The following is a 19583-nucleotide window of genomic DNA, read 5'->3' as shown; positions in this document are numbered from 1 at the left end:
TCACCCCACCCATGCCCAACCAACGCACCAACCGCCCCACCGGTTACGGGACAACCTCTAGGTAAGAAACTTGAGAAGAGGCGCAGAGGAACCTGAGGGTTCCGTTAGGGGCGCAAACTGTGCCCGATGTCATAGGCCCGCGTATGTCGCTCCCGCGTCCCGCAGGCGCTCGTGCAGTCCTCGGAAGACGGCGGCCGAGCGTGCGCCGGGCCAGTCCTCGGGCAGCAGCCGGGACGGGAGGCCGGGGTCGGTGTAGGGGAGGTGGCGCCAGGAGTCCAGGGCGAGGAGGTAGTCGCGGTAGGCCTCCTCGGGCGGGGTGTCGGCCCGGCGCTCCCATTCGTGCAGCACGCGCGCGTGGCGGTCGAGGAAGGCGTCGTGCTCCTTGGCGATCGCCGCCAGGTCCCACCAGCGGGCGACGGCCTCCACGGTCGGTGTGAAACCCAGGTGCTCGCCGCGGAAGAAGTCGACGTACTCCGCCAGGCGCAGCCGCGCGAGGGTGTGCCTGGCCTCCTCGTAGAGCCGCGCGGGCGCGATCCACACGCCCGGGGCCGCCGTGCCGAAGCCGAGCCCGGCCAGCCGGGAGCGCAGCACATGGCGCTTCTGCCGCTCCGACTCCGGCACCGAGAACACCGCGAGCACCCACCCCTCGTCGTCAGGCGGCACGGTGGCGTAGATGCGCTGGTCGCCGTCGTCGAGCAACTGGCGGGCGTCCGGCGACAGTTCATAGCCGGCCGCGCCCTGCGCCGTACGGGCCGGCAGCAGCAGCCCGCGCCGCTTCAGCCGGGACACCGACGACCGCACGGAGGGGGCGTCCACGCCGACCGCGGCCAGCAGTCTGATCAGCTCGGCGACCGGCACCGGGCCGGGCATATGGCGGCCGTACGCGCCGTAGAGCGTGACGATGAGAGACCGTGGTGCATGCTGGTCGGACACGTTGATCATCTTAGTTCGTACGGATCACTGCTGGGCGCCCTGTGGACGACCGCCGTCGCGCAGCCGGAACCGCTGGAGCTTGCCGGTCGCGGTGCGCGGCAGCGCGTCCAGGAAGACGAACTCACGCGGGCACTTGTACGGCGCCAGCTCCGCCTTGACGAACGTCCGCAGCACCTCCGCGTCCCGTCGCGCACCCTCCCTGAGCACGGCGTATGCCACCACGACCTGGCCGCGCGCCTCGTCGGGCCGCCCCACCACCGCGGTCTCCAGCACATCCGGATGACGCAGCAGCGCTTCCTCGACCTCGGGGCCCGCGATGTTGTAACCGGCCGAGATGATCATGTCGTCCGCGCGGGCGACATAGCGGAAGTAGCCGTCACTCTCCCGGACGTAGGTGTCGCCGGTGATGTTCCAGCCGTGGCGCACGTACTCGCGTTGCCGGGGGTCGGTGAGATAGCGGCAGCCGACGGGCCCGCGGACGGCGAGCAGTCCGGGCTCCCCGTCGGGCAGGTCGTGGCCCTCGGCGTCGACCACGCGCGCGTGCCAGCCCGGAACCGGCACCCCGGTCGTCCCCGGCCTGATGTGTTCGTCGGCCGCCGAGATGAAGATGTGCAGCAGTTCGGTGGCGCCGATGCCGTTGATGACGCGCAGCCCGGTCCGCTCGTGCCAGGCCCGCCAGGTGGCCGCGGGAAGGTTCTCGCCCGCGGAGACGCAGCGGCGCAGGGAGGAGATGTCGCCCGAGTCGAGCTCGTCGAGCATCGCGCGGTATGCCGTCGGGGCCGTGAACAGCACGGACACCCGGTGCTCGGCGATCGCGGGCAACAGCTGCTTGGGACCCGCCTGTTCCAGGAGGAGGGAGCTGGCGCCGGCTCGCATCGGGAAGATCACGAGTCCGCCGAGGCCGAAGGTGAAGCCGAGCGGGGGACTGCCGGCGAAGACATCGCCCATATGTGGTTGCAGCACATGTTCCGAGAAGGTGTCCGCTATCGCGAGCACATCCCGGTGGAAGTGCATACAGCCCTTCGGGCGACCGGTGGTCCCCGAGGTGAAGGCGATGAGGGCCACGTCGTCGGACGCCGTGTCCGCGGCGGGGTACGGGGTGTCGGGGGCCGGCAGGCGCAGCAGGTCGTCCGGTGCGTCACCGCCGTACGTGGCGAGGCGCAGGCCGGGGATCTCGGCCTTGGCGAGGTCGTCGACGGCGCGGATGTCGCACAGCGCGTGCCGAACCTGGGCGATCTCGCACATGGTCCGCAGCTCGTGCGGCCGCTGCTGGGCCAGCACGGTGACGGCGACCGCGCCCGCTTTCAGCACCGCCAGCCAGCAGGCCGCCAGCCATGGTGTGGTCGGGCCACGCAGCAGCACCCGATTGCCCGGGACGACGCCGAGGTGGGTGGTCAGCACATGTGCGAGCCGGTCGACGTGGGCACGCAGTGTGCCGTACGTCCATGTGGGGCCGGACGGGGTGTGGAAGACGGGCCGGTCGTCGTCGGGGCCGTCCAGCAGTTCGGCGGCGGCGTTGAGCCGATCGGGGTAGTGCAGCCCCGGCAGGTCGAAGCGGAGCTCGGGCCACTCTTCGGGCGGCGGCAGATGCTCGCGGGCGAAGGTGTCGACGTGGGCGGAGCGGTGCAGACCGGCCATGGCGGTTCGCCCCCTTGCCTTGTGGCTGCCTTATGGGCGTCGTGCTTGTGGGCGTCGTGGTGGGCTCGCACAGGGAGCGTATCGTGTTGGTGACGACAGTCAATGGAGCGCGATATCTTCGAGAGGGATCGTCCTCGGCCCCCAGGGAGGTCGGCAATGCCCGCATTCTCACTCGATCCGGCGCAAACCGCCCGGTGTGCCGAGCTGCGCACCCTCGCCGCCGAACGGCTGCGCCCACTCGCGGAGAAGGGCGAACCCGGGCATGTCAACCGCCCGCTCGTCACCGAACTCGGCCGACTGGGCCTGCTGGAGCGGCTGTTCACCTCCGGAGCGGTCGACCTGTGCCTGATGCGGGAGTCCCTCGCCCACGCCTGCACCGAGGCCGAGACCGCCCTCGCCCTGCAGGGCCTGGGCGCACACCCCGTCCACGCGTACGGCACCCCGGCCCAGCGGGAACGCTGGCTGCCCGGGGTGGCCGAGGGCAGCACGGTGGCGGCGTTCGCGCTGAGCGAGCCGGGGGCCGGGTCGGACGCGGCGGCACTGGAGCTGCGCGCGGAGCCGGAGCCTGCGGGGGACGGGGGCCCCGTCCGCTGGCGCCTCACCGGCGAGAAGTGCTGGATCTCCAACGCTCCCGAGGCCGACTTCTACACCGTCTTCGCCCGCACCACCCCCGACGCCGGCGCCCGCGGCGTCACCGCGTTCCTGGTCCCCGCCGACCGGCCCGGACTCACCGGAACGGGCCTCGACATGCTGTCCCCGCACCCCATCGGCGCCCTCACCTTCGACGCCGTCCCCGTCACCGCCGACGACATGCTCGGCGAACCCGACCGCGGCTTCCGGGTCGCCATGGGCACCCTCAACCTCTTCCGGCCCAGCGTCGGCGCCTTCGCCGTCGGCATGGCACAGGCCGCCCTGGACGCGACCCTCGCCCACACCGCCGAACGGGACGCCTTCAGCGGCAAGTTGAAGGACCTTCAGACGGTCGCCCACCAGGTCGCCGAGATGGCCCTGCGCACGGAGGCGGCCCGGCTCATGGTGTACGCGGCGGCCGCGGCGTACGACGAAGGATCCCGGGACGTCCCCCAACGTGCCGCGATGGCGAAGCTCCTCGCCACCGAGACCGCGCAGTACGTCGTCGACAAGGCCGTCCAACTGCACGGCGCCCGCGCCCTGCGCCACGGCCATCTGCTCGAACACCTCTACCGCGAGGTGCGCGCGCCACGTATCTACGAGGGCGCAAGCGAGGTGCAACGCGGCATCATCGCCAAGGAGTTGTACGCCACCATGGAGGCCGGCCAGTGAGCACCGAGCGCGTCAACCCACCCGACCTCTCCCCGCCCACCGGCTTCTCCCACGCGGTCGTCGCCACCGGCTCGCGCGTCGTGTTCCTCGCCGGGCAGACCGCGCTGGACTCCGACGGCAAGGTGGTCGGGGAGTCACTGCCGGAGCAGTTCGAGCGGGCGCTCACCAGTCTGCTGACCGCGCTGGCGGCGGCCGGCGGCACACCGGCCGATCTCGCCCGGGTCACCGTCTACGCGACCGACGTCGCGGCGTATCGTGCCCAGGCGGCCGAACTCGGCGCCATCTGGCGGAAGTTGGCGGGCCGTACCTATCCGGCGATGGCGGTCGTCGGGGCCGTGCGCCTCTGGGACGAGGCGGCGATGGTGGAGCTCGACGGGTTCGCGGTGCTGCCGTAGATCCCGGTCACGCCGCCATCGCGAGGCGCGCGGCCGGCACCCGGTGCGGGGCCACCACACGGCCGTCGGGCAGCAGCTCGCCGCTGTCGTCGAACACGATCGCGCCACTGCACAGCAGGCTCCAGCCCTGCTCGGGGTGTGCGGCCACCACATGTGCGCTGCGGTCGTCCGAGGAGGAAGGGCACGAAGGCTGGTAGGAACACATGGCGCACCTCCACATAGGGCGGACGAGCCGTACGGGTCGTCCATATGGGTAGACCATGCTCCCGCCACGAACTCATCGGAACGGCCCGCCGTGAACCGTGACAACACGCGGACAACTCTCTGACCGATCCACGAAGGTCGGGGCGGACTCGCCACCGAAGGGGTGACGATCACGCTCCTGGGCGCACCCGCCGGGTACCAGTGGGAGGCCCCACTCCGCCCACCCGGGAGGTCATCCCATGCACCTGCGTCCCGCTCTCGCCACCGCCGTCGGCGCCGCCCTGCTCCTGCTGGTCGCCGCGCCCTCGGCCCCCGCCGACTCCGACACCAAGGCCGAGCCCGAGGAGACGGTGACCGTCGACACCGCGGCCGTCATGGCAGCGGACGGCACCGTCACCGTCTCCGGAACCTACAAGTGCGTCGACAGCGCGGGGCCCACGTTCGTGAGCGCCTCCGTGGGCCAGAAGGCCTCCACCAACCGGTACGCCATCGGCGGCACCGTCGCCGAGTGCGACGGCAAGGAACACCGCTGGCAGAACAAGAGCAAGCCCTCCCCGTCCACGCTCAAGCACGGCAAGGCCGACGTCGAGGCCACCATCGTCGAACTCCGGCCCATGGACGTCCTCGGCGGCCTGCCGCTGCCGCACTTCCACGCCGTACTGAAGAAGAACGTCACCCTGTCGAAGGCGTGACGCCGGTGCCCGCGCGGGGACCGGCGTCAGGGCGCGCCGTCATGACACGGCGTCAGGACACGGTCCCCGCACGGGCCACCAGGTCCAGCGCGATGTCGGTGATCATGTCCTCCTGCCCGCCGACCATGCGCCGCCGTCCCACCTCGACGAGGATGCCGCGGGTGTCCAGGCCGTACCGTTCGGCGGCGGTCTCCGCGTGGCGCAGGAAGCTGGAGTACACGCCCGCGTAGCCGAGGCTCAGGGTCTCGCGGTCCACCCGCACCTCGCGGTCCTGGAGCGGCCGTACGAGATCGTCGGCGGCGTCCATCAGGGGGAACAGTTCACACATGTGGTCCCAGCCCATGAGGTCGGCGACCGCTATGAAGGCTTCCAGGGGACAGTTGCCCGCCCCCGCGCCCTGCCCGGCCAGGGAGGCGTCGACGCGAACCGCGCCGCTCTCCACGGCGACGACCGTGTTGGCCACGCCCAGGGCGAGGTTGTGATGGGCGTGGATGCCCAGCTCCGTCTCCGGAGACAGGACGTCGCGGTAGGCGCGGAAGCGGTCGCGGACGCCGTCCATGGTGAGACGGCCGCCGGAGTCGGTGACGTAGACGCAGTGGGCGCCGTAGGACTCCATCAGCTTGGCCTGGCGGGCGAGTTCGGCGGGCTCGGCCATGTGGGACATCATCAGGAACCCGGCGACGTCCATGCCCAGCTCCCGCGCGGCGGCCATGTGCTGGGCCGCTATGTCGGCCTCGGTGCAGTGTGTGGCGACGCGCACCGAGCGGATGCCCAGGGTGTGCGCCTGCCGCAGGTCGTGGAGGGTGCCGATGCCGGGGAGGAGCAGGGTTGTGGGGATCGCCTGGTGCGCGACGTCCACCACCGCCTCGATCCACTCCCAGTCGGTGTGGGCGCCGATGCCGTAGTTGATGCTGGAGCCGGCCAGGCCGTCGCCGTGGGCGATCTCGATCGCGGCCACTCCGGCGGCGTCGAGCGCGGAGGCGATGGCGCGGGCCTGGCCGGTGGTGTAGCGGTGGCGGACGGCGTGCATGCCGTCCCGCAGGGTCACGTCCTGGACGTAGAGCCGGGTCATCGGGAGGCCACCTTCGGAGCGATGGGGCGGGCGGCCATGCGTTCCGCGGTGCGCAGGGCGGCCGAGGTCATGATGTCGAGGTTCCCGGCGTAGGACGGGAGGTAGTGCGCGGCACCCTCGACCTCCAGGAAGACGGACACCTTCAGGAGATCGCCGCCGCTCGGGGCGAGGGTGCTCAGCGGGTCGTCGGCGGCGACGCGCTCGTACTGCACCTTCTGCTTGAGCCGGTAGCCGGGGACGTACGCCTGGACCCGCCCGACCATCTCCTCGACCGACGCCGTGACCGCCTCGGTGGCGCAGTCGGAGACCAGGCAGTGCACGGTGTCCCGCATGATCAGCGGGGGTTCGGCCGGGTTGAGGACGATGATCGCCTTGCCGCGCGCTGCGCCGCCGACCTGCTCGATGGCGGAGGAGGTGGTCTCGGTGAACTCGTCGATGTTGGCGCGGGTGCCCGGTCCGGCGGAGCGGGAGGCGAGGGACGCGACGATCTCGCCGTAGTGGACCGGGGTGACCGCGCCCACGGCGGCGACGATCGGGATGGTGGCCTGGCCGCCGCAGGTGACCATGTTGACGTTCGGGGCGTCGAGATGGGCGTCGCCGTTGACCGGCGGGACGACGTACGGGCCGAGGGCGGCCGGGGTGAGGTCGACGAGGGTGCGGCCCAGCGGGCGCAGCACCGCGTCGTGGTGGCGGTGGGCACCGGCCGAGGTCGCGTCGAAGACGATCTCCACATCGGCGAACTCGTCCAGCGCGACGAGCCCTTCGACGCCCTCGTGGGTCGTGGCGACCTTGAGGCGCCGGGCGCGGGCCAGGCCGTCCGAGGCCGGGTCGATGCCGGCCAGCGCGGCGATCTCCAGCGACTCCGACAGGCGCAGGACCTTGATCATGAGGTCGGTCCCTATGTTGCCGGAACCTATGATCGCGACCTTGGTGCTCACAGCTCGCCCCCTTCCTCGGCGGATTCCTTGGCGAAGCCGACCCGCACAGAGCCCAGCCCCGAGATATGTGCCTCGAACACATCCCCCGGCACGGCGGGCACCATAGGGCCGAGCGCGCCGGTCAGCACCAGGTCGCCGGCCCGCAGCGGATCGCCCCGCTCGGCGAGCGTGGAGGCCAGCCACACGGCCGCGTTGAGCGGGCTGCCGAGACAGTCGGCGCCGGTGCCCTCGGAGACGGAGTCGCCGCCCCGGGTCATGGTCATCGTCACCGTCCGCAGATCGACGGCGGTGAGCGGTACGGGGGTCGCGCCCAGGACGTACAGGCCGCAGGAGGCGTTGTCCGCGACCGTGTCGACCAGGGAGATGTCCCAGCCGGCGATACGGCTGTCCACGATCTCCAGCGCGGGCAGCGCGAAGTCCACCGCCCGCAGCACATCCACGACCGTGCACGCCCGCTCCGGCAGGTCCCGCCCGAGGACGAGCGCCACCTCGGCCTCCACCTTGGGCTGGAGCAGCCGCCCGGCGGCCACCTCACCGCCGTCCGGTACGGCCATGTCCGCGAACAGCGCTCCGAAGTCCGGCCGGTCCACGCCGAGTTGGCGCTGCACGGCCACCGAGGTCAGACCGATCTTGCGGCCCACGATCCGGCGGCCGGCGTCCAGGCCACGCCGGACGCCCAGCTGTTGCACGGCGTACGCGGTCGCCAGATCGCCGCCGCCGTCGAACAGCTCACGCACCGGAGGACACGCGGCCCCGGTCCGGGCGGCCTCCGCCAGCAGGTCGGCGGCCTGGACGACGGCCGGTGGGGCGGCGTCCGGACGGACACCGTCGGGTGCGGTCGGCACGGGATACCTCCAGGGCAGGGGAACGGGCGGTTGCCGCCTTCGATGTGATGGCTGCCTTCGATGTGGCTGCCGCCTTCGATGCGGCTGCCGCTTCCGATATAGACAGGCCCTGAGCAAGAGCGCCAAACTTTGTTCCGTGACGCGGAACAACGTGGGCGGCAGCAACATGCTGGACAAGGCCGCGACCATCCTGGAGAGCTTCAGCCCGAGCGGCGGACCGTACCGTCTGTCGGAACTTTCCGAGCGCACCGGGCTGCCCAAGGCCACGGTGCACCGGCTGGCGGCGGACCTGGTGCGGCTGGGCTGGCTGGAGCGCTCGGGCACCCGGTACCGGCTCGGCGCGAAGCTGTTCGAGCTGGGCTCGCTGGTGCCGCACCGGCTCGATCTGCGCGAGGCGGCCCTGCCGTTCCTCCAGGACCTGTTCGAGGCCACCCGCGAGACCGTCCACCTCGGCATCCGCGAGGGCATGGACGTGGTCTACCTGGAGCGCATCCACGGCCACGAGGCACTCCAGCTGCCCTCCCGTATCGGCGGCAGCCTCCCGCTGACCTGCACCGGGGTCGGCAAGGCCCTGCTCGCCTTCTCCGGCGCCGAGCTCACCGAGGAGGTGCTGTCCCGGCCGCTGCCGAGCCTCACCCCGCACTCCATCACCGACCCGAACCGGCTGCGCATGGCCCTGGAGAAGACCCGGGTCTCCGGCCTCGCCTACGAGGAGCAGGAGGCCGCCCTCGGCGTGAGCTGCATCGCGGCGCCCGTCTTCGCAGGCGGCACCACGGTCGCCGCCCTCTCGGTGGCCGTGCCGCGCGCCCGCTTCAGCCCCGCCCAGCTGGCACCCGCCGTACGGACGGCGGCGCTCGGACTGTCTCGGGTGCTGCGCGGGGGCGGGTGACGGGTGCGGCCCGTACGACGGTGGACAGGAGGCGGCCCGTCCGGTCTGAGGCATCCATGAGAGCGGCGTAACGTCGTCTGTGTGGAGCCCACGCCCGGCGGTCTTCTCTCGCGTGCGGCGCATGAGCTCGGCTCGCGGACCGATGAGCTCACGGCCGACGTGGAACAACGCCTGCGGCGCGAACTCCCCGCGCTGTGGGAGAACCCGGACGTCGCCAGGACGGCCGCCGAGAACGTCGTCGAGCACACCGCCGCCGCCCTGTTCGGAATCGAACACGCGATCGAGCCGAGCCTGATCGAACTGCCGCCCGCCGATGTGGAGCGTGCGCGGGTGCTGGCCCGGCACGGCACACCTCTCAGCACCATGCTGCGTGCCTTCCGGCTGGCGCAGGAGATCGTCAGCGACCGGCTGTTCGCGGAACTGCCCCGGCTCAGCGACGACGCCGAGCAGGTCAGTGTGGCGGCGCGGCAGCTCACCGCGCTGGCGACCACCTATGTGGACCGGGTGGCGGAGCAGGGTGTCGTCGCGTTCCAGGAGGAACGGGACCGGCGGCTGCGGTGGCGGTCGGCCATGGTGAACGAGGCCAGTATGTGCATCGGCACCACCCTCGACATCGCCCGCACCACCCAGGAACTGGCGGACTTCGCCGTCCAGCAGTTCGCCGACCTGGTCACCGTCGACCTGCTCGACACCGTGCTGCGCGGACGGGACGCGGCGGGGGAGGGCCCGCTGATGCTGCGCCGGATGGCCGAGGGGCCGACGGGCGGGGCCGGCCCGGAACCGGCGATCGCACCGAGGCAGCTGCACACCTGCCCGGACGGATCGCCGTGCGCGCAGGCACTGAGCAGCGGACGGCCCAGCCGGCAGCGGCAGGGCGGGGCGTGGGGCGCCCCGAGCGACGGTTCCACCCTGGTCGTGCCGCTGCGCGCCCGGGACACCACGCTGGGCGTCGCCCAGTTCCACCGCTACGGCCCCGCCCGGCACTACGACGACGAGGATCTGCTGCTCGCCCAGGAGATCGTCGCCAGGGCCGCCGTAGCCGTCGACAACGCCCGCCGCTACACACACGCGCGTGCCACCGCCCTCACCCTCCAGCGCAGCCTGCTCCCCCGGGCGGCACCGCGGCAGTCGGCCGTGGACGTCGCCTACCGCTATCTCCCGGCCGGCTCCGAGACCGGGGTGGGCGGTGACTGGTACGACGTCATCCCGCTGTCCGGCGCGCGGGTGGCGTTGGTGGTGGGCGATGTCGTCGGTCACGGCATCCGCGCCGCCGCCACCATGGGCCGGCTGCGGACCGCCGTACGCACCCTGGCCGACATCGATCTGCCGCCGGACGAGCTCCTCACCCACCTGGACGATGTCGTCCTGCGCCTGGCCACCGAGGCGGGCACGGACCCGGACGCCGAACCCGAGGCCGACGTGGGCCGGGACAACGGTGCCACCTGCCTCTACGCCGTCTACGACCCCGTCGCGCGCCGCTGCACCCTGGCCCGCGCGGGGCATGTGCCGCCTGCCGTGGTGGTCCGGGACGGCACGGCGGACGTCCTGGAACTGCCGCCCGGTCCTCCGCTGGGCATCGGCGGGCTGCCGTTCGAGGCGCTGGAGGTCGACCTGCCCGAGGGCAGCCTGATCGCCCTGTGCACCGACGGCCTGATCGAGGCGAGGGCGGCGGAGGGCGTTGACGACGTGTCCCCGGCTCCCGACACCCCGGCTCCCGACACCCCCGCTCCAGACACCCCCGACATCGAAGTCGGCCTCACCACCCTGTGCCGGATCCTCGCCCGCCCGGCCCCGTCCCTGGAGACCGCCTGCGACACCGTGCTGGAGGCCCTGCTTCCGTCCCGGCCGGACGACGACATCGCCCTGCTCCTCGCCCGTACCCGTGCGCTGGGCGCCGACCGGGTCGTCACCTGGGAGTTGGACGCCGACCCGGCGGTCGTGGCGCGTGCCCGTGCGGACGTCTCCCGGCAACTGGCCGCCTGGGGCCTGGAGGAACTCGCCTTCGTCGCCGAGCTGGTGGTCAGCGAACTCGTCACCAACGCCATCCGCTATGGGCGTTCCCCGATCAGTCTGCGTCTCATCCATGACCGCGCCCTGCTGTGCGAGGTCTCCGACGCGGGCGGCACCACCCCGCATCTGCGCCGGGCCCGGGTCTTCGACGAGGGTGGCCGCGGTCTGCTCCTGGTCGCCCAGCTCGCCGGGCAGTGGGGCACCCGCCACGCCCGGCACGGCAAGACGGTCTGGGCGGCACTGAGCGAATAGGCCGCCGCCCACGGCCCTCAGCCGGTCCCGGCCTCAGCCGGTCCCGGCCTCAGTCGCTCCCGGGCTGGATGAGCTTGAACACGGCACGGGCCCCGGCGCGCCGCACGGACCGCCGCAGACGCACCGCGAGGGGACGCGGCTCCGGCGGCGCGGGCCTGCTCCCGGCCAGGCGCGGGAAGAGCGCCTCGGCGGCCGTGCGGTTGATCGTCGCGAGGGTGTCGGGGTCGACACCGCTGTCGAGCCCGGCCGCGAAGTACTGTCCCGCCGCGGCCGGCGCGAACGGCCAGTCGCTGCCGAACAGGACGTGCCCGGGACGGGCGAAGGCGAGCAGCGTGGGCAGGGCAGCGGGGCTGGAGGACAGCGCGGTGTCGAAGTGGAAACCCCGGAAGTCGTCCAGGACGTCATGGGGGCCGCGTCCGATGTCACCGGCGATGGCGACGGCCATGCGATGGGAGGCGTACGGGACGAAGCCGCCGCCGTGGCTGAGGATGAACCGGATGTTGGGGTAGCGGCGCGGGACGCCGTTGCGTACGAGGAGATACGCGGCGCGGGTGGTGTCGAGGAGGAAGTCGGCGGCGAACGGCAGGATGCCGTCGACGGCGGGCGCGGGGAGTTCGGCCGGATGCACGAAGACGACGGCACCGTGCTCGTCGAGGACCTCCCACAGGGCGTCCTGGCCCTCGGCGCCGAGGTAGGCGCCCCGGTTGTTGGCCAGCAGCGTCACCCCGTCGGCCCCCAGCTCGGCCAGCGCACGCCCGGCCTCCCGCGCCGACGCGGCGACATCGGGCATGGGCAGCGTGGCGAACCAGCCGAAGCGGGCGGGGTGTTGGGCGGTGAGCTCGGCGCAGTGGTCGTTGAGGCGCCGGGCCAGGCCGGCGGCCTCATCGGGGTCGGTGAGGAAGCCGGTGCCGGGGGTGGAGACCGAGAGGATCGCAGTCTCGGTGCCGAGCAGGTCCATCGACTCCAGGGCCGCCTCGGGACTCCAGTCGGGCAGGGCACGGCCGCCCGCCTCCGTGATGCCGGACGCGGCGAGGGCGTCGCGGTAGAGGGAGGGGATGAGGTGCTGGTGGACGTCGATACGGCGGGGTGCGGTGGTCATGCCTTGGCCTCCTTGGGGCAATGGGTCGGTGTCATCCCGCGCGCGGCCTCGTAGACGAGCCGTGCGTGCAGCTCGAACATCGCCACCAGGTCGACCGAGTCGCCGCCGATCTCGCGGTGCACGAACAGTCCGTCGGCTCCGGCCACGGCGTAGGTCGTCAGGGTGTGGACGACGTCCTCGTCGAGGGTCGGGAACAGGGCGCGGATCATGTCCGCGACCCGCTGCCGGGAGAGGTCGCGCACCTGGAGGAACACCGCCCGGCCCCGGGGCTCGGCGGGGCGTCGCTCCAAGGCGAGCATCAGGCCCAGACGCAGGAAGTCCGGCGCCTCGACCAGTGATCTCGCGACCCGCGCCGCCATCGCCGTCACCCGCTCCAGTGGGGTGCCCGCCTCGGGGCCGGGCAGTTCGACGGCCGTGAGCCAGGCCGCGAAGCTGCGCTCGATGACCGCGGCGATCAGATGGTCCTTGTCCTCGAAGTGCCAGTAGATCGAGGACGCGGGCAGCCCGCACTTGGCGCTGACCGCCGCGATCGACGTGCCCTCGTAGCCGCGCTCGCCCGCGATCTCGACGGCGGCGTCGAGGATGCGCTGCCGCGACTCCACGCCGTTCGCCCGCATCCTGCGCGCCGCCCGAGGCCTGGTCATCGGCGCCCCTTCCTGTCGGTCCGGCACTTGACCGACCCTGAAGCCGAGCTTACCGTAGCGTCCATTCCAATTGGAGTGAACACTACGGTAAGAATCCGGGACGACAGTGAGGTGGGCCGATGACAGGGACCGGCGAGGATGCGTACGACGTGGCGGTGATCGGCTACGGCCCCACGGGAGTGACCGCCGCGAACCTGCTGGGCGCGGCCGGCCTGAAGGTCGTCGTGCTGGAGCGCGACGCCGAGATCTACTCGCGGGCCCGCGCGATCTCCACCGACGAGGAGGTCCTGCGGATCTGGCAGCGCACCGGCCTCGCCGAGCGGCTGAAGCAGGACATGCTCCCCGACCGGCCGCTCGACTTCGTCGACGCGCGCGGCCGCGCCTTCATCAGCGCCCGCCCCACCCCGCGCGGCCACGGCCACCCGCCGCAGATGTTCCTCTACCAGCCCGCCCTTGAGCAGATCCTGCGCGACGGCGTCGACCGCTACCCCGAGGTGGAGGTCCTGCTGCGGCACGAGTGCGTGCGGCTGCGCCAGGAGGCGGACGGGGTCGAGCTCACCGTCGTGGGAACCGCCGACGACGCCGTACGACGTCTGCGCGCCAAGTACGTCGTCGCGGCCGACGGCGGCTCCAGCCTCACCCGTGCGCAGCTCAACGTGGGGTACGAGGGACGGACGTACGAGGACCGCTGGGTCGTCGTCGACACCAGGATGATCGAGCCCTGGCCGGACCACGACCGGCTGCGCTTCCGCTGCGACCCGGCCCGCCCGGCGGTCGACTGCCCGACCCCGCTCGGTCACCACCGCTGGGAGTTCCCGATCCTGCCGGGCGACGACGAGACCTATCTGACGACCGACGACGCGATCCACTCGATGGTGGCGCGGTACGGGATCGGCCCGGACCAGATCGAGATCCTGCGCGCCACCGTCTACAGCCACCATGTCCGCTTCGCCGCCCGCTTCCGGGTGGGCAGGGTCTTCCTCGCCGGTGACGCCGCCCATGCGATGCCGCCGTGGATCGGGCAGGGCATGGCCGCCGGGGTGCGTGACGTGGCCAACCTGTGCTGGAAGCTGGAGGCCGTGCTGCGCGGCGAGCTGCCCGAGTCGGTGCTCGACAGCTACGAGGCCGAGCGCAAGCCGCACGTCAAGGAGGTCACCGCGCGGGCGGTGTTCGTCGGCCGTGTCATCACCGAGCGGCGGCCCGCCGTCACCCGGCTCCGGGACCTGCTGCTTCCGGCCCTGAACCGGGTCCCGGGCTTCGGCGACTGGCTCCAGGGCTCCAACTGGATCCCCGCCGCCCACTACGCCGAAGGCCTCCAGGCCCGCCCTCGCGCCAAGGCCTCCGGGCATCAGCTGCCTCAGCCCCGGGTCACCGCCCCCGACGGCACGCGGGCCCGCCTGGACGACGTACTCGACGGTCGGTGGCTGCTGCTGCATCGCGGACGGCTCACCCCGCAGCCCGCGTGGGACCGCTCCGGTGTCCCCTCCCTGACGGTCCTGCCGGCGGGCTCGCTCCCGGCGGAGGGCGCGGTCGTGGACGACGAGGGTGTGCTGCTGCCGTGGCTGACCGAGCACCGTGCCGCCGCCCTCGCGCTGCGCCCCGACGCGTACGTCTATGCCGCCGCCCCCGCGGGCGCCCAACTCCCGCCGCCCCCAACCGGATTCACCCTCCAAGGAGCGTCATGAGAGAGTCCCTGATCGATGTCCACGGTCGCCGGATCTTCGTCACGGAGACCGGCGACGGACCGCCCGTACTGCTGCTGCACGGCGGCGGCCCCGGCGCCTCCGGGGTCTCCAACTACGCCCGGAACATCGCCGAGTTGGCCAAGGAGTACCGCGTCATCGTCCCCGACCTGCCCGGCTACGGCCGCAGCAGCAAGGGCGTGGACCGCGCCGACCCCTTCGGTCACCTCGCCACCGGCGTCCGTGGTCTGCTCGATGAACTCGGCCTGGACAAGGCGCACTTGGTCGGCAACTCCTACGGTGGCGCCTGTGCCCTGCGCCTCGCCCTGGACACCCCCGACCGGGTCGACCGCATGGTCCTGATGGGCCCCGGCGGCATCGGCACCACCCGCGCGCTGCCGACCCCCGGCCTGAACAGCCTGCTCGACTACTACTCCGGGGACGGGCCTTCGCGGCTGAAGCTGGAGAGGTTCATCCGCACCCACCTCGTCTTCAACGCGGCGGACGTGCCGGACAGCGTCATCGAGTCGCGCTACCGGGACAGCATCGACCCGGAGGTCGTCGCGGACCCGCCGCTGAGGCGCCCGAAGACGCTGAAGGCCCTGTGGAGGATGGACTTCACCCGCGACCGGCGACTGTCCCGGCTTCCGGTGCCCACGCTGGTGCTCTGGGGCGCGGCCGACAAGGTGAACCGGCCGTCCGGGGGCCGGATGCTGGCCGACCGTATGCCCAACTGCGATCTGTACGAGGTCGCGGGCACCGGGCACTGGGTGCAGTTCGAGCGCGCCGAGCTGTTCAACCGGATGTGCGCCGACTTCCTGGCGGGCCGCCGATGAACGTCTTCGGCTCCGTCCGTCTCGGCCACATCGTCATCGAGACCAACCGCTTCACCGACTGGCGCCGCTTCGGCACCGATGCGATCGGCATGCACCGCGACGACCTCGACACCGGCCTGATGCGCTTCCGCCTGGATGACAACCAGTGCCGCTTCCTCCTCCGGCGCGGGTCCGCCGAGGACGTCGTCGCCCTAGGCTGGCACCTCGCCGACCACACCGCCTTCGAGCAGATCGAGGCCCGGGTCCGCGCCCACGGCGTGCCCTGCGTGGAGGGCACCGCCGAGGAGGCGGGGCTGCGTGGCGTGGAACGCCTGCTGCGGTTCCCCGGCCCCAAGGGCATCACCCAGGAGATCTGCACCGCCCCGGTCCGCTCGCCCCAGCCCCTGACCATGCTCACCTCCGGCTGGGTCACGGGCGACGCGGGCATGGGCCACGTGGCCATCACCTCCGCGAGACCCACCCTCCTGCGGGGCTACTTCACCAACGTCCTCGACGCCCGCCTCACCGACGTCATCGAAGAGACGATCAGCGGCGTCAAGCTCCAGATCCGCTTCCTGCGCGTCAACGAACGCCACCACTCCCTCGCGATCGCAGCCGTACGGGGCCTGCCCGTCGACCCGGTCCGCACCCGCGTCCAGCACCTCAACATCCAGGCCGCCACACTCGACGACCTGGCCCGCAGCTACGACCGCGTGCACGAACTCGGCTTCGACATGGCCCTCACGGTCGGACAGCACACCAACGACAAGGAACTCTCCTACTACGCCCGCACGCCCTCCGGCTTCGAGTGGGAGGTCGGCTGGAACTCCGTCGTCATCGACGAGAGCACCTGGGAACCCAGCACCCACCAGGGCATCAGCATCTGGGGCCACACACCGGTCGGGCAGACCATCGTCGGCAAGCTCGACCAGTTCCGCCTCGCCGCCCGCTCCCTCGCCCGCCGGGAACGGACGGTCCCCGCCCTCAGCGGGGGCGCGCCCCTCTCCTGAGCGCGCCGGATGCGACTTTCGTCGTACACCGGTGCGACGAACGGATGCTGTGGGCCGGGGCGCCGCCCCCTACCGTTGGCGTGTGAATCTGACGACGATGGCGCGAGACGTCCGAGAACACCTGGTCGTGGCGGGGATGTGGTCCCGGCGGCGGATCGTCGGCGAGGCGATCCTGGCGCCCTTCCTGGCGCTGATGGCGACCCTGGGCGTGCTGGGCGACGGCGTGTTCGCGATCGTCGCGGTGGCGGTGGTCGCCGTCGCGCTGTCCCTGCTGCGGCGGGCGTTCCCGACGACCGTTCTCGTGCTGACCGGCGCCATCGCCGCCGTGTCCGGCGGATTCTGGGCCCTGCTGATGCTCGCCGGCTGGTCGGCGGGCCCGAGGATCAAGGCACCGCGGCGGGCGCTCGCGGCGTTCGCGATCTCGTACGCCCTCTACGCGGGCCTGTCCGCCCTCCAGGAACACTCCGGGCTCACCGCGATGCAGACGCTGGTGTTCACCACACTGGCGTTCCTGGCGACGACCGTCGTGCCCGGCCTCGCCGCCCGCTACCGCACCCAACGCCGCACCCTCATGCACGCGCTGCACGAGCACAACGCCCAACTGCTGCGCGAACGCGAGATCATCGCGTCCCACACCAGGCTGCGCGAGCGGCAGCGGATAGCCCAGGACATGCACGACAGCCTCGGCCATCAGCTGGCGCTGATCGCGGTGCACACGGGCGCGCTGGAGGTGGACCGGACGCTGACGGACGGTCAGCGCGAGGCGGTCGCGGTGCTGCGGCAGGCCTCCGTGGCCGCGATGCACGAACTGCGCGAGGCCGTCGGCATCCTGCGCGACGGCACCTACGCGCAGGAGCACGAGAGCGAATCGGCGGCCGCGACCCGGGGCGTACCGGGCATCGACGGCCTGGTGGAGGCGTCGCGGGCCGCGGGTGCGGACGTGAAGCTGCGACAGGAGGGCGAGACACGGTCACTCGCACCCGCCGCCGACCACGCGGCGTACAGGATCGTGCAGGAGGCCCTGACCAACGCCCTGAAGCATGCCCAGGGCGCCTCGATCACCGTGGAACTGCGGTACGAGCCGGACTCGCTGGTGGTCGAGGTCGCCAACGGCCCCGCGCCGGTACCGGCCGACGGTGGTTCGCGGGTCGTGGTGAGCGGTGGGCAGGGGCTGACCGGGCTGCAGGAACGCGCCCGGCTGGTCGGCGGAATGGTGCACGCCGGGCCCGTGGCCGGGGGCGGCTTCCGGGTGGCGGGTGTGCTGCCGTACAGCGGGCGGGGCGGTACGCCGGATGCCTCGCCGACAACCTTCGTAGACGGGGGCAGCGACTTCCGGGGGCAGAGCGAGAGGGCGTCGAACGGCGACGGTGGTGAGGTCATCGACTGGTCCGGATCGCCGGACAGACAGAAGGAGCTCGACCGCGCCATGGGGAACAAGAAGAAGGGCGTCGTGATCGGATGCGGCATCGCGGCGGCCGTCGTCGTCGGTCTGGTGGTGCTCGCCGTCGTGGCCGTCGTCGCGCTGGTGAACGAGAGCGACAACGCCATGATCGAACCGTCCGTCTACAAGTCGATGAAGGTCGGCGAGGCCGAGGCGGACGTACGCGACAAGCTCCCGGACGGCGACTCCTTCCTCACCGAGGGGCTGGACAGCGACGGACCGGCGGAACCGAAGGGCGCCAACTGCCTGGTGCTGATGTCGACGGAGATACCGGACAGCCTGGACGACGAACCCGTCTTCCGGTTCTGCTTCAAGGACGGAAAGCTGATCGAGAAGCGGTCCTACACGATCAAGTCGTAGCGAACGTCAGGTGCCGGGGCCGTGAGTATGGTTGTCGCGTTCCACGCGTCCACCGAACGTCATGCGTCCACCGAAAGCCACGCGTTCACGAAAGCCTGCGGGAGAGTTGTGATCAGGGTCCTCGTCGCGGATGACGAACCGCTCATCCGGGCGGGCATCAGGATGATCCTCACCTCCGCCGACGACATCGACGTCGTGGCCGAGGCCGGCAACGGACGTGAGGCCGTCGACCTGGTCCGGGCGCACACTGTCGACGTCGCCCTGCTCGACATCCAGATGCCGGTCCTCGACGGCCTCTCCGCCCTCGCCGAACTACGCCGGGCCGCACCTTCCGTACGCCCGCTGATCCTGACGACCTTCGGCGAACGCGAGAACGTACTGCGCGCCCTCAGCCACGGCGGCGCGGGCTTCCTGCTCAAGGACTCGGCACCGGGCGAACTGATCCAGGCGGTACGGGCCGCCGCGGCCGGGGACGCGTATCTGTCGCCGGCCGCCACCCGGCACGTCGTCGACTCCCTCGCCTCGGGCCAGGCAGCCGCCCGCGCCGAAGCGGCCCGGCGCCGCCTCGAATCCCTCAGCGCCCGCGAACTGGAGGTCCTCGCCCTCCTCGGCGAGGGCCTCTCGAACGCCGACGCCGGCGAGCGGATCCACGTCAGCGAGGCCACGGTGAAGACCTACGTCAGCCGCATCCTGACCAAGCTGGAGTGCGAGAACCGGGTCCAGGCCGCGCTGCTGGCCAGGGACGCGGGGCTGGGGACGGCGCCCTGAATCGCACCCGCCCCGCACCGAGGACACGAAGGTCGACGGTGCGGGGCGGGGAACGACAACCGTGGCGCGGCGATCAGTCGTCGGCGGACTGACCGAAGCCGGACTCGTCCTGGCCGAAGCCGGAAGCGTCGTCGCCGAAGCCGGAGGCGTCCTGGCCGAAGCCGGAGGCGTCCTGGCCGAAGCTGGGCTCGTCCTGGCCGGAGCCGGGCGTGGCCGGTGCGCTGGTCCCGAAATCGAATCCGGCGCTGCTCGTGTTGTCGGTGTCGTCGGCAAGGGCCTGGCCCGCGCCGCCGAACAGGACGGCCCCGGTGAGAGCGACGGCGGCCAGCACGGTGGGTGCACGCATGAGCGTCTCCTTCGGTAGGTGTGTGCTCGCCCAGAGGTATGCCGTCGACCCACGCACGAGTAGCGGTGGCGTGCACACAAGCACCCGAACAGGTGGCGCACATGACGCACCCGGGCTCGCACCGCATCGCTTTCGGTGACCCGCTTGGTGCCCCCCGTCATGACGCCCGTGGTGACTCTCCTAGTGATTTCCTTAGTGCCCTCCAGCGCCCCTAGTGAATTCCTTAGTGGCCCCCCTAGTGGTTTCCC

Annotated in this window: 19 protein-coding genes; 10 read left to right on the top strand and 9 right to left on the bottom strand. The window is 72.0% G+C overall.

Translation table 11 applies throughout. The features are described from left to right. Window positions 1-129: 129 nt before the first annotated feature. Together IE325_RS05270 and IE325_RS05265 are read right to left on the bottom strand one after the other, a co-directional pair. On the bottom strand, window positions 130-942 hold the full coding sequence (locus tag IE325_RS05270; protein WP_190068455.1) for a PaaX family transcriptional regulator: 813 nt from the start codon (window positions 940-942) through the stop codon (window positions 130-132). A gap of 15 nt (window positions 943-957) precedes the next feature. After that, a complete protein-coding gene (locus IE325_RS05265) occupies window positions 958-2571 on the bottom strand; it encodes an AMP-binding protein (protein ID WP_229911654.1) in 1614 nt (537 codons plus the stop codon). Window positions 2572-2727: 156 nt separating this feature from the next. Here IE325_RS05265 and IE325_RS05260 point away from each other — a divergent pair, with 156 nt between their 5' ends. Together IE325_RS05260 and IE325_RS05255 are read left to right on the top strand one after the other, a co-directional pair. Next, window positions 2728-3873, top strand: a complete 1146-nt coding sequence (locus IE325_RS05260) for an acyl-CoA dehydrogenase family protein (protein ID WP_190068454.1) — start codon at window positions 2728-2730, stop codon at window positions 3871-3873. Beyond that, window positions 3870-4268, top strand: coding sequence for a RidA family protein (locus tag IE325_RS05255; protein WP_190068453.1), 399 nt, complete (start codon window positions 3870-3872; stop codon window positions 4266-4268). Before IE325_RS05260 ends, IE325_RS05255 begins: the two co-directional genes overlap by 4 nt. Before the next feature lie 7 nt (window positions 4269-4275). Here IE325_RS05255 and IE325_RS05250 read toward each other — a convergent pair whose 3' ends face one another. Next, window positions 4276-4473, bottom strand: coding sequence for a DUF5999 family protein (locus IE325_RS05250; protein WP_190068452.1), 198 nt, complete (start codon window positions 4471-4473; stop codon window positions 4276-4278). A 238-nt stretch (window positions 4474-4711) separates the two neighbouring features. Between IE325_RS05250 and IE325_RS05245 the strand changes: the two genes are divergently transcribed. Further along, a complete protein-coding gene (locus IE325_RS05245; RefSeq protein WP_190068451.1) occupies window positions 4712-5164 on the top strand; it encodes a DUF6299 family protein in 453 nt (150 codons plus the stop codon). A 52-nt stretch (window positions 5165-5216) separates the two neighbouring features. Here the strand turns inward: IE325_RS05245 and dmpG are convergent, their stop codons facing one another. From dmpG to IE325_RS05230, 3 genes are read right to left on the bottom strand one after another with little or no spacing between them, the layout of a single operon-like run. Continuing rightward, window positions 5217-6236 (bottom strand): 4-hydroxy-2-oxovalerate aldolase, encoded by a 1020-nt coding sequence (dmpG, locus tag IE325_RS05240; protein WP_190068450.1) that lies wholly within the window; start codon window positions 6234-6236, stop codon window positions 5217-5219. Beyond that, complete coding sequence (locus tag IE325_RS05235; RefSeq protein WP_190068449.1) at window positions 6233-7174, bottom strand: acetaldehyde dehydrogenase (acetylating); 942 nt, start codon at window positions 7172-7174, stop codon at window positions 6233-6235. Before IE325_RS05235 ends, dmpG begins: the two co-directional genes overlap by 4 nt. Continuing rightward, a complete protein-coding gene (locus IE325_RS05230; protein WP_190068448.1) occupies window positions 7171-8019 on the bottom strand; it encodes a 2-keto-4-pentenoate hydratase in 849 nt (282 codons plus the stop codon). The genes IE325_RS05235 and IE325_RS05230 overlap by 4 nt, the downstream gene beginning before the upstream one ends. Before the next feature lie 166 nt (window positions 8020-8185). Between IE325_RS05230 and IE325_RS05225 the strand changes: the two genes are divergently transcribed. Both IE325_RS05225 and IE325_RS05220 read left to right on the top strand, forming a co-directional pair. Then, window positions 8186-8908: an IclR family transcriptional regulator gene (locus IE325_RS05225; RefSeq protein WP_190068529.1), complete on the top strand. Its 723-nt coding sequence runs from the start codon at window positions 8186-8188 to the stop codon at window positions 8906-8908. 81 nt (window positions 8909-8989) lie between these two features. After that, complete coding sequence (locus IE325_RS05220; RefSeq protein WP_190068447.1) at window positions 8990-11170, top strand: ATP-binding SpoIIE family protein phosphatase; 2181 nt, start codon at window positions 8990-8992, stop codon at window positions 11168-11170. A 49-nt stretch (window positions 11171-11219) separates the two neighbouring features. Here IE325_RS05220 and IE325_RS05215 read toward each other — a convergent pair whose 3' ends face one another. Further along, window positions 11220-12269: an amidohydrolase family protein gene (locus tag IE325_RS05215; protein ID WP_190068446.1), complete on the bottom strand. Its 1050-nt coding sequence runs from the start codon at window positions 12267-12269 to the stop codon at window positions 11220-11222. Continuing rightward, on the bottom strand, window positions 12266-12913 hold the full coding sequence (locus IE325_RS05210; RefSeq protein WP_190068445.1) for a TetR/AcrR family transcriptional regulator: 648 nt from the start codon (window positions 12911-12913) through the stop codon (window positions 12266-12268). Before IE325_RS05210 ends, IE325_RS05215 begins: the two co-directional genes overlap by 4 nt. Before the next feature lie 119 nt (window positions 12914-13032). Between IE325_RS05210 and IE325_RS05205 the strand changes: the two genes are divergently transcribed. From IE325_RS05205 to IE325_RS05185, 5 genes are all read left to right on the top strand, one after another. After that, the gene (locus tag IE325_RS05205; protein WP_190068444.1) at window positions 13033-14598 is read left to right on the top strand and encodes a bifunctional 3-(3-hydroxy-phenyl)propionate/3-hydroxycinnamic acid hydroxylase; all 1566 of its coding nucleotides are present in this window, start codon (window positions 13033-13035) and stop codon (window positions 14596-14598) included. Continuing rightward, window positions 14595-15431, top strand: coding sequence for an alpha/beta fold hydrolase (locus IE325_RS05200; protein ID WP_190068443.1), 837 nt, complete (start codon window positions 14595-14597; stop codon window positions 15429-15431). The genes IE325_RS05205 and IE325_RS05200 overlap by 4 nt, the downstream gene beginning before the upstream one ends. Further along, on the top strand, window positions 15428-16420 hold the full coding sequence (locus IE325_RS05195) for a VOC family protein (protein ID WP_190068442.1): 993 nt from the start codon (window positions 15428-15430) through the stop codon (window positions 16418-16420). The genes IE325_RS05200 and IE325_RS05195 overlap by 4 nt, the downstream gene beginning before the upstream one ends. 97 nt (window positions 16421-16517) lie before the next feature. Then, complete coding sequence (locus IE325_RS05190; protein ID WP_229911668.1) at window positions 16518-18221, top strand: sensor histidine kinase; 1704 nt, start codon at window positions 16518-16520, stop codon at window positions 18219-18221. 108 nt (window positions 18222-18329) lie between these two features. Beyond that, window positions 18330-18989, top strand: a complete 660-nt coding sequence (locus IE325_RS05185; RefSeq protein ID WP_190068441.1) for a response regulator transcription factor — start codon at window positions 18330-18332, stop codon at window positions 18987-18989. Window positions 18990-19062: 73 nt separating this feature from the next. Here the strand turns inward: IE325_RS05185 and IE325_RS05180 are convergent, their stop codons facing one another. Continuing rightward, window positions 19063-19335 (bottom strand): hypothetical protein, encoded by a 273-nt coding sequence (locus IE325_RS05180; RefSeq protein ID WP_190068440.1) that lies wholly within the window; start codon window positions 19333-19335, stop codon window positions 19063-19065. Window positions 19336-19583: the final 248 nt, after the last annotated feature.

Source organism: Streptomyces lanatus (genome assembly GCF_014655715.1).
Classification (GTDB): Bacteria; Actinomycetota; Actinomycetes; order Streptomycetales; family Streptomycetaceae; genus Streptomyces; species Streptomyces lanatus.
This window is presented reverse-complemented; position numbering and strand designations above follow the sequence as displayed.

Bases quoted from the DNA above. Each gene is read 5' to 3' on its own strand.
- IE325_RS05200 (WP_190068443.1), top strand. From the start codon at position 14,595: ATGAGAGAGTCCCTGATCGATGTCCACGGTCGCCGGATCTTCGTCACG.
- IE325_RS05265 (WP_229911654.1), bottom strand. From the start codon at position 2,571: ATGGCCGGTCTGCACCGCTCCGCCCACGTCGACACCTTCGCCCGCGAG.
- IE325_RS05270 (WP_190068455.1), bottom strand. From the start codon at position 942: ATGATCAACGTGTCCGACCAGCATGCACCACGGTCTCTCATCGTCACG.
- IE325_RS05245 (WP_190068451.1), top strand. From the start codon at position 4,712: ATGCACCTGCGTCCCGCTCTCGCCACCGCCGTCGGCGCCGCCCTGCTC.
- IE325_RS05260 (WP_190068454.1), top strand. From the start codon at position 2,728: ATGCCCGCATTCTCACTCGATCCGGCGCAAACCGCCCGGTGTGCCGAG.
- IE325_RS05210 (WP_190068445.1), bottom strand. From the start codon at position 12,913: ATGACCAGGCCTCGGGCGGCGCGCAGGATGCGGGCGAACGGCGTGGAG.
- IE325_RS05205 (WP_190068444.1), top strand. From the start codon at position 13,033: ATGACAGGGACCGGCGAGGATGCGTACGACGTGGCGGTGATCGGCTAC.
- IE325_RS05250 (WP_190068452.1), bottom strand. From the start codon at position 4,473: ATGTGTTCCTACCAGCCTTCGTGCCCTTCCTCCTCGGACGACCGCAGC.
- IE325_RS05190 (WP_229911668.1), top strand. From the start codon at position 16,518: ATGGCGCGAGACGTCCGAGAACACCTGGTCGTGGCGGGGATGTGGTCC.
- dmpG (WP_190068450.1), bottom strand. From the start codon at position 6,236: ATGACCCGGCTCTACGTCCAGGACGTGACCCTGCGGGACGGCATGCAC.
- IE325_RS05215 (WP_190068446.1), bottom strand. From the start codon at position 12,269: ATGACCACCGCACCCCGCCGTATCGACGTCCACCAGCACCTCATCCCC.
- IE325_RS05195 (WP_190068442.1), top strand. From the start codon at position 15,428: ATGAACGTCTTCGGCTCCGTCCGTCTCGGCCACATCGTCATCGAGACC.
- IE325_RS05180 (WP_190068440.1), bottom strand. From the start codon at position 19,335: ATGCGTGCACCCACCGTGCTGGCCGCCGTCGCTCTCACCGGGGCCGTC.
- IE325_RS05225 (WP_190068529.1), top strand. From the start codon at position 8,186: ATGCTGGACAAGGCCGCGACCATCCTGGAGAGCTTCAGCCCGAGCGGC.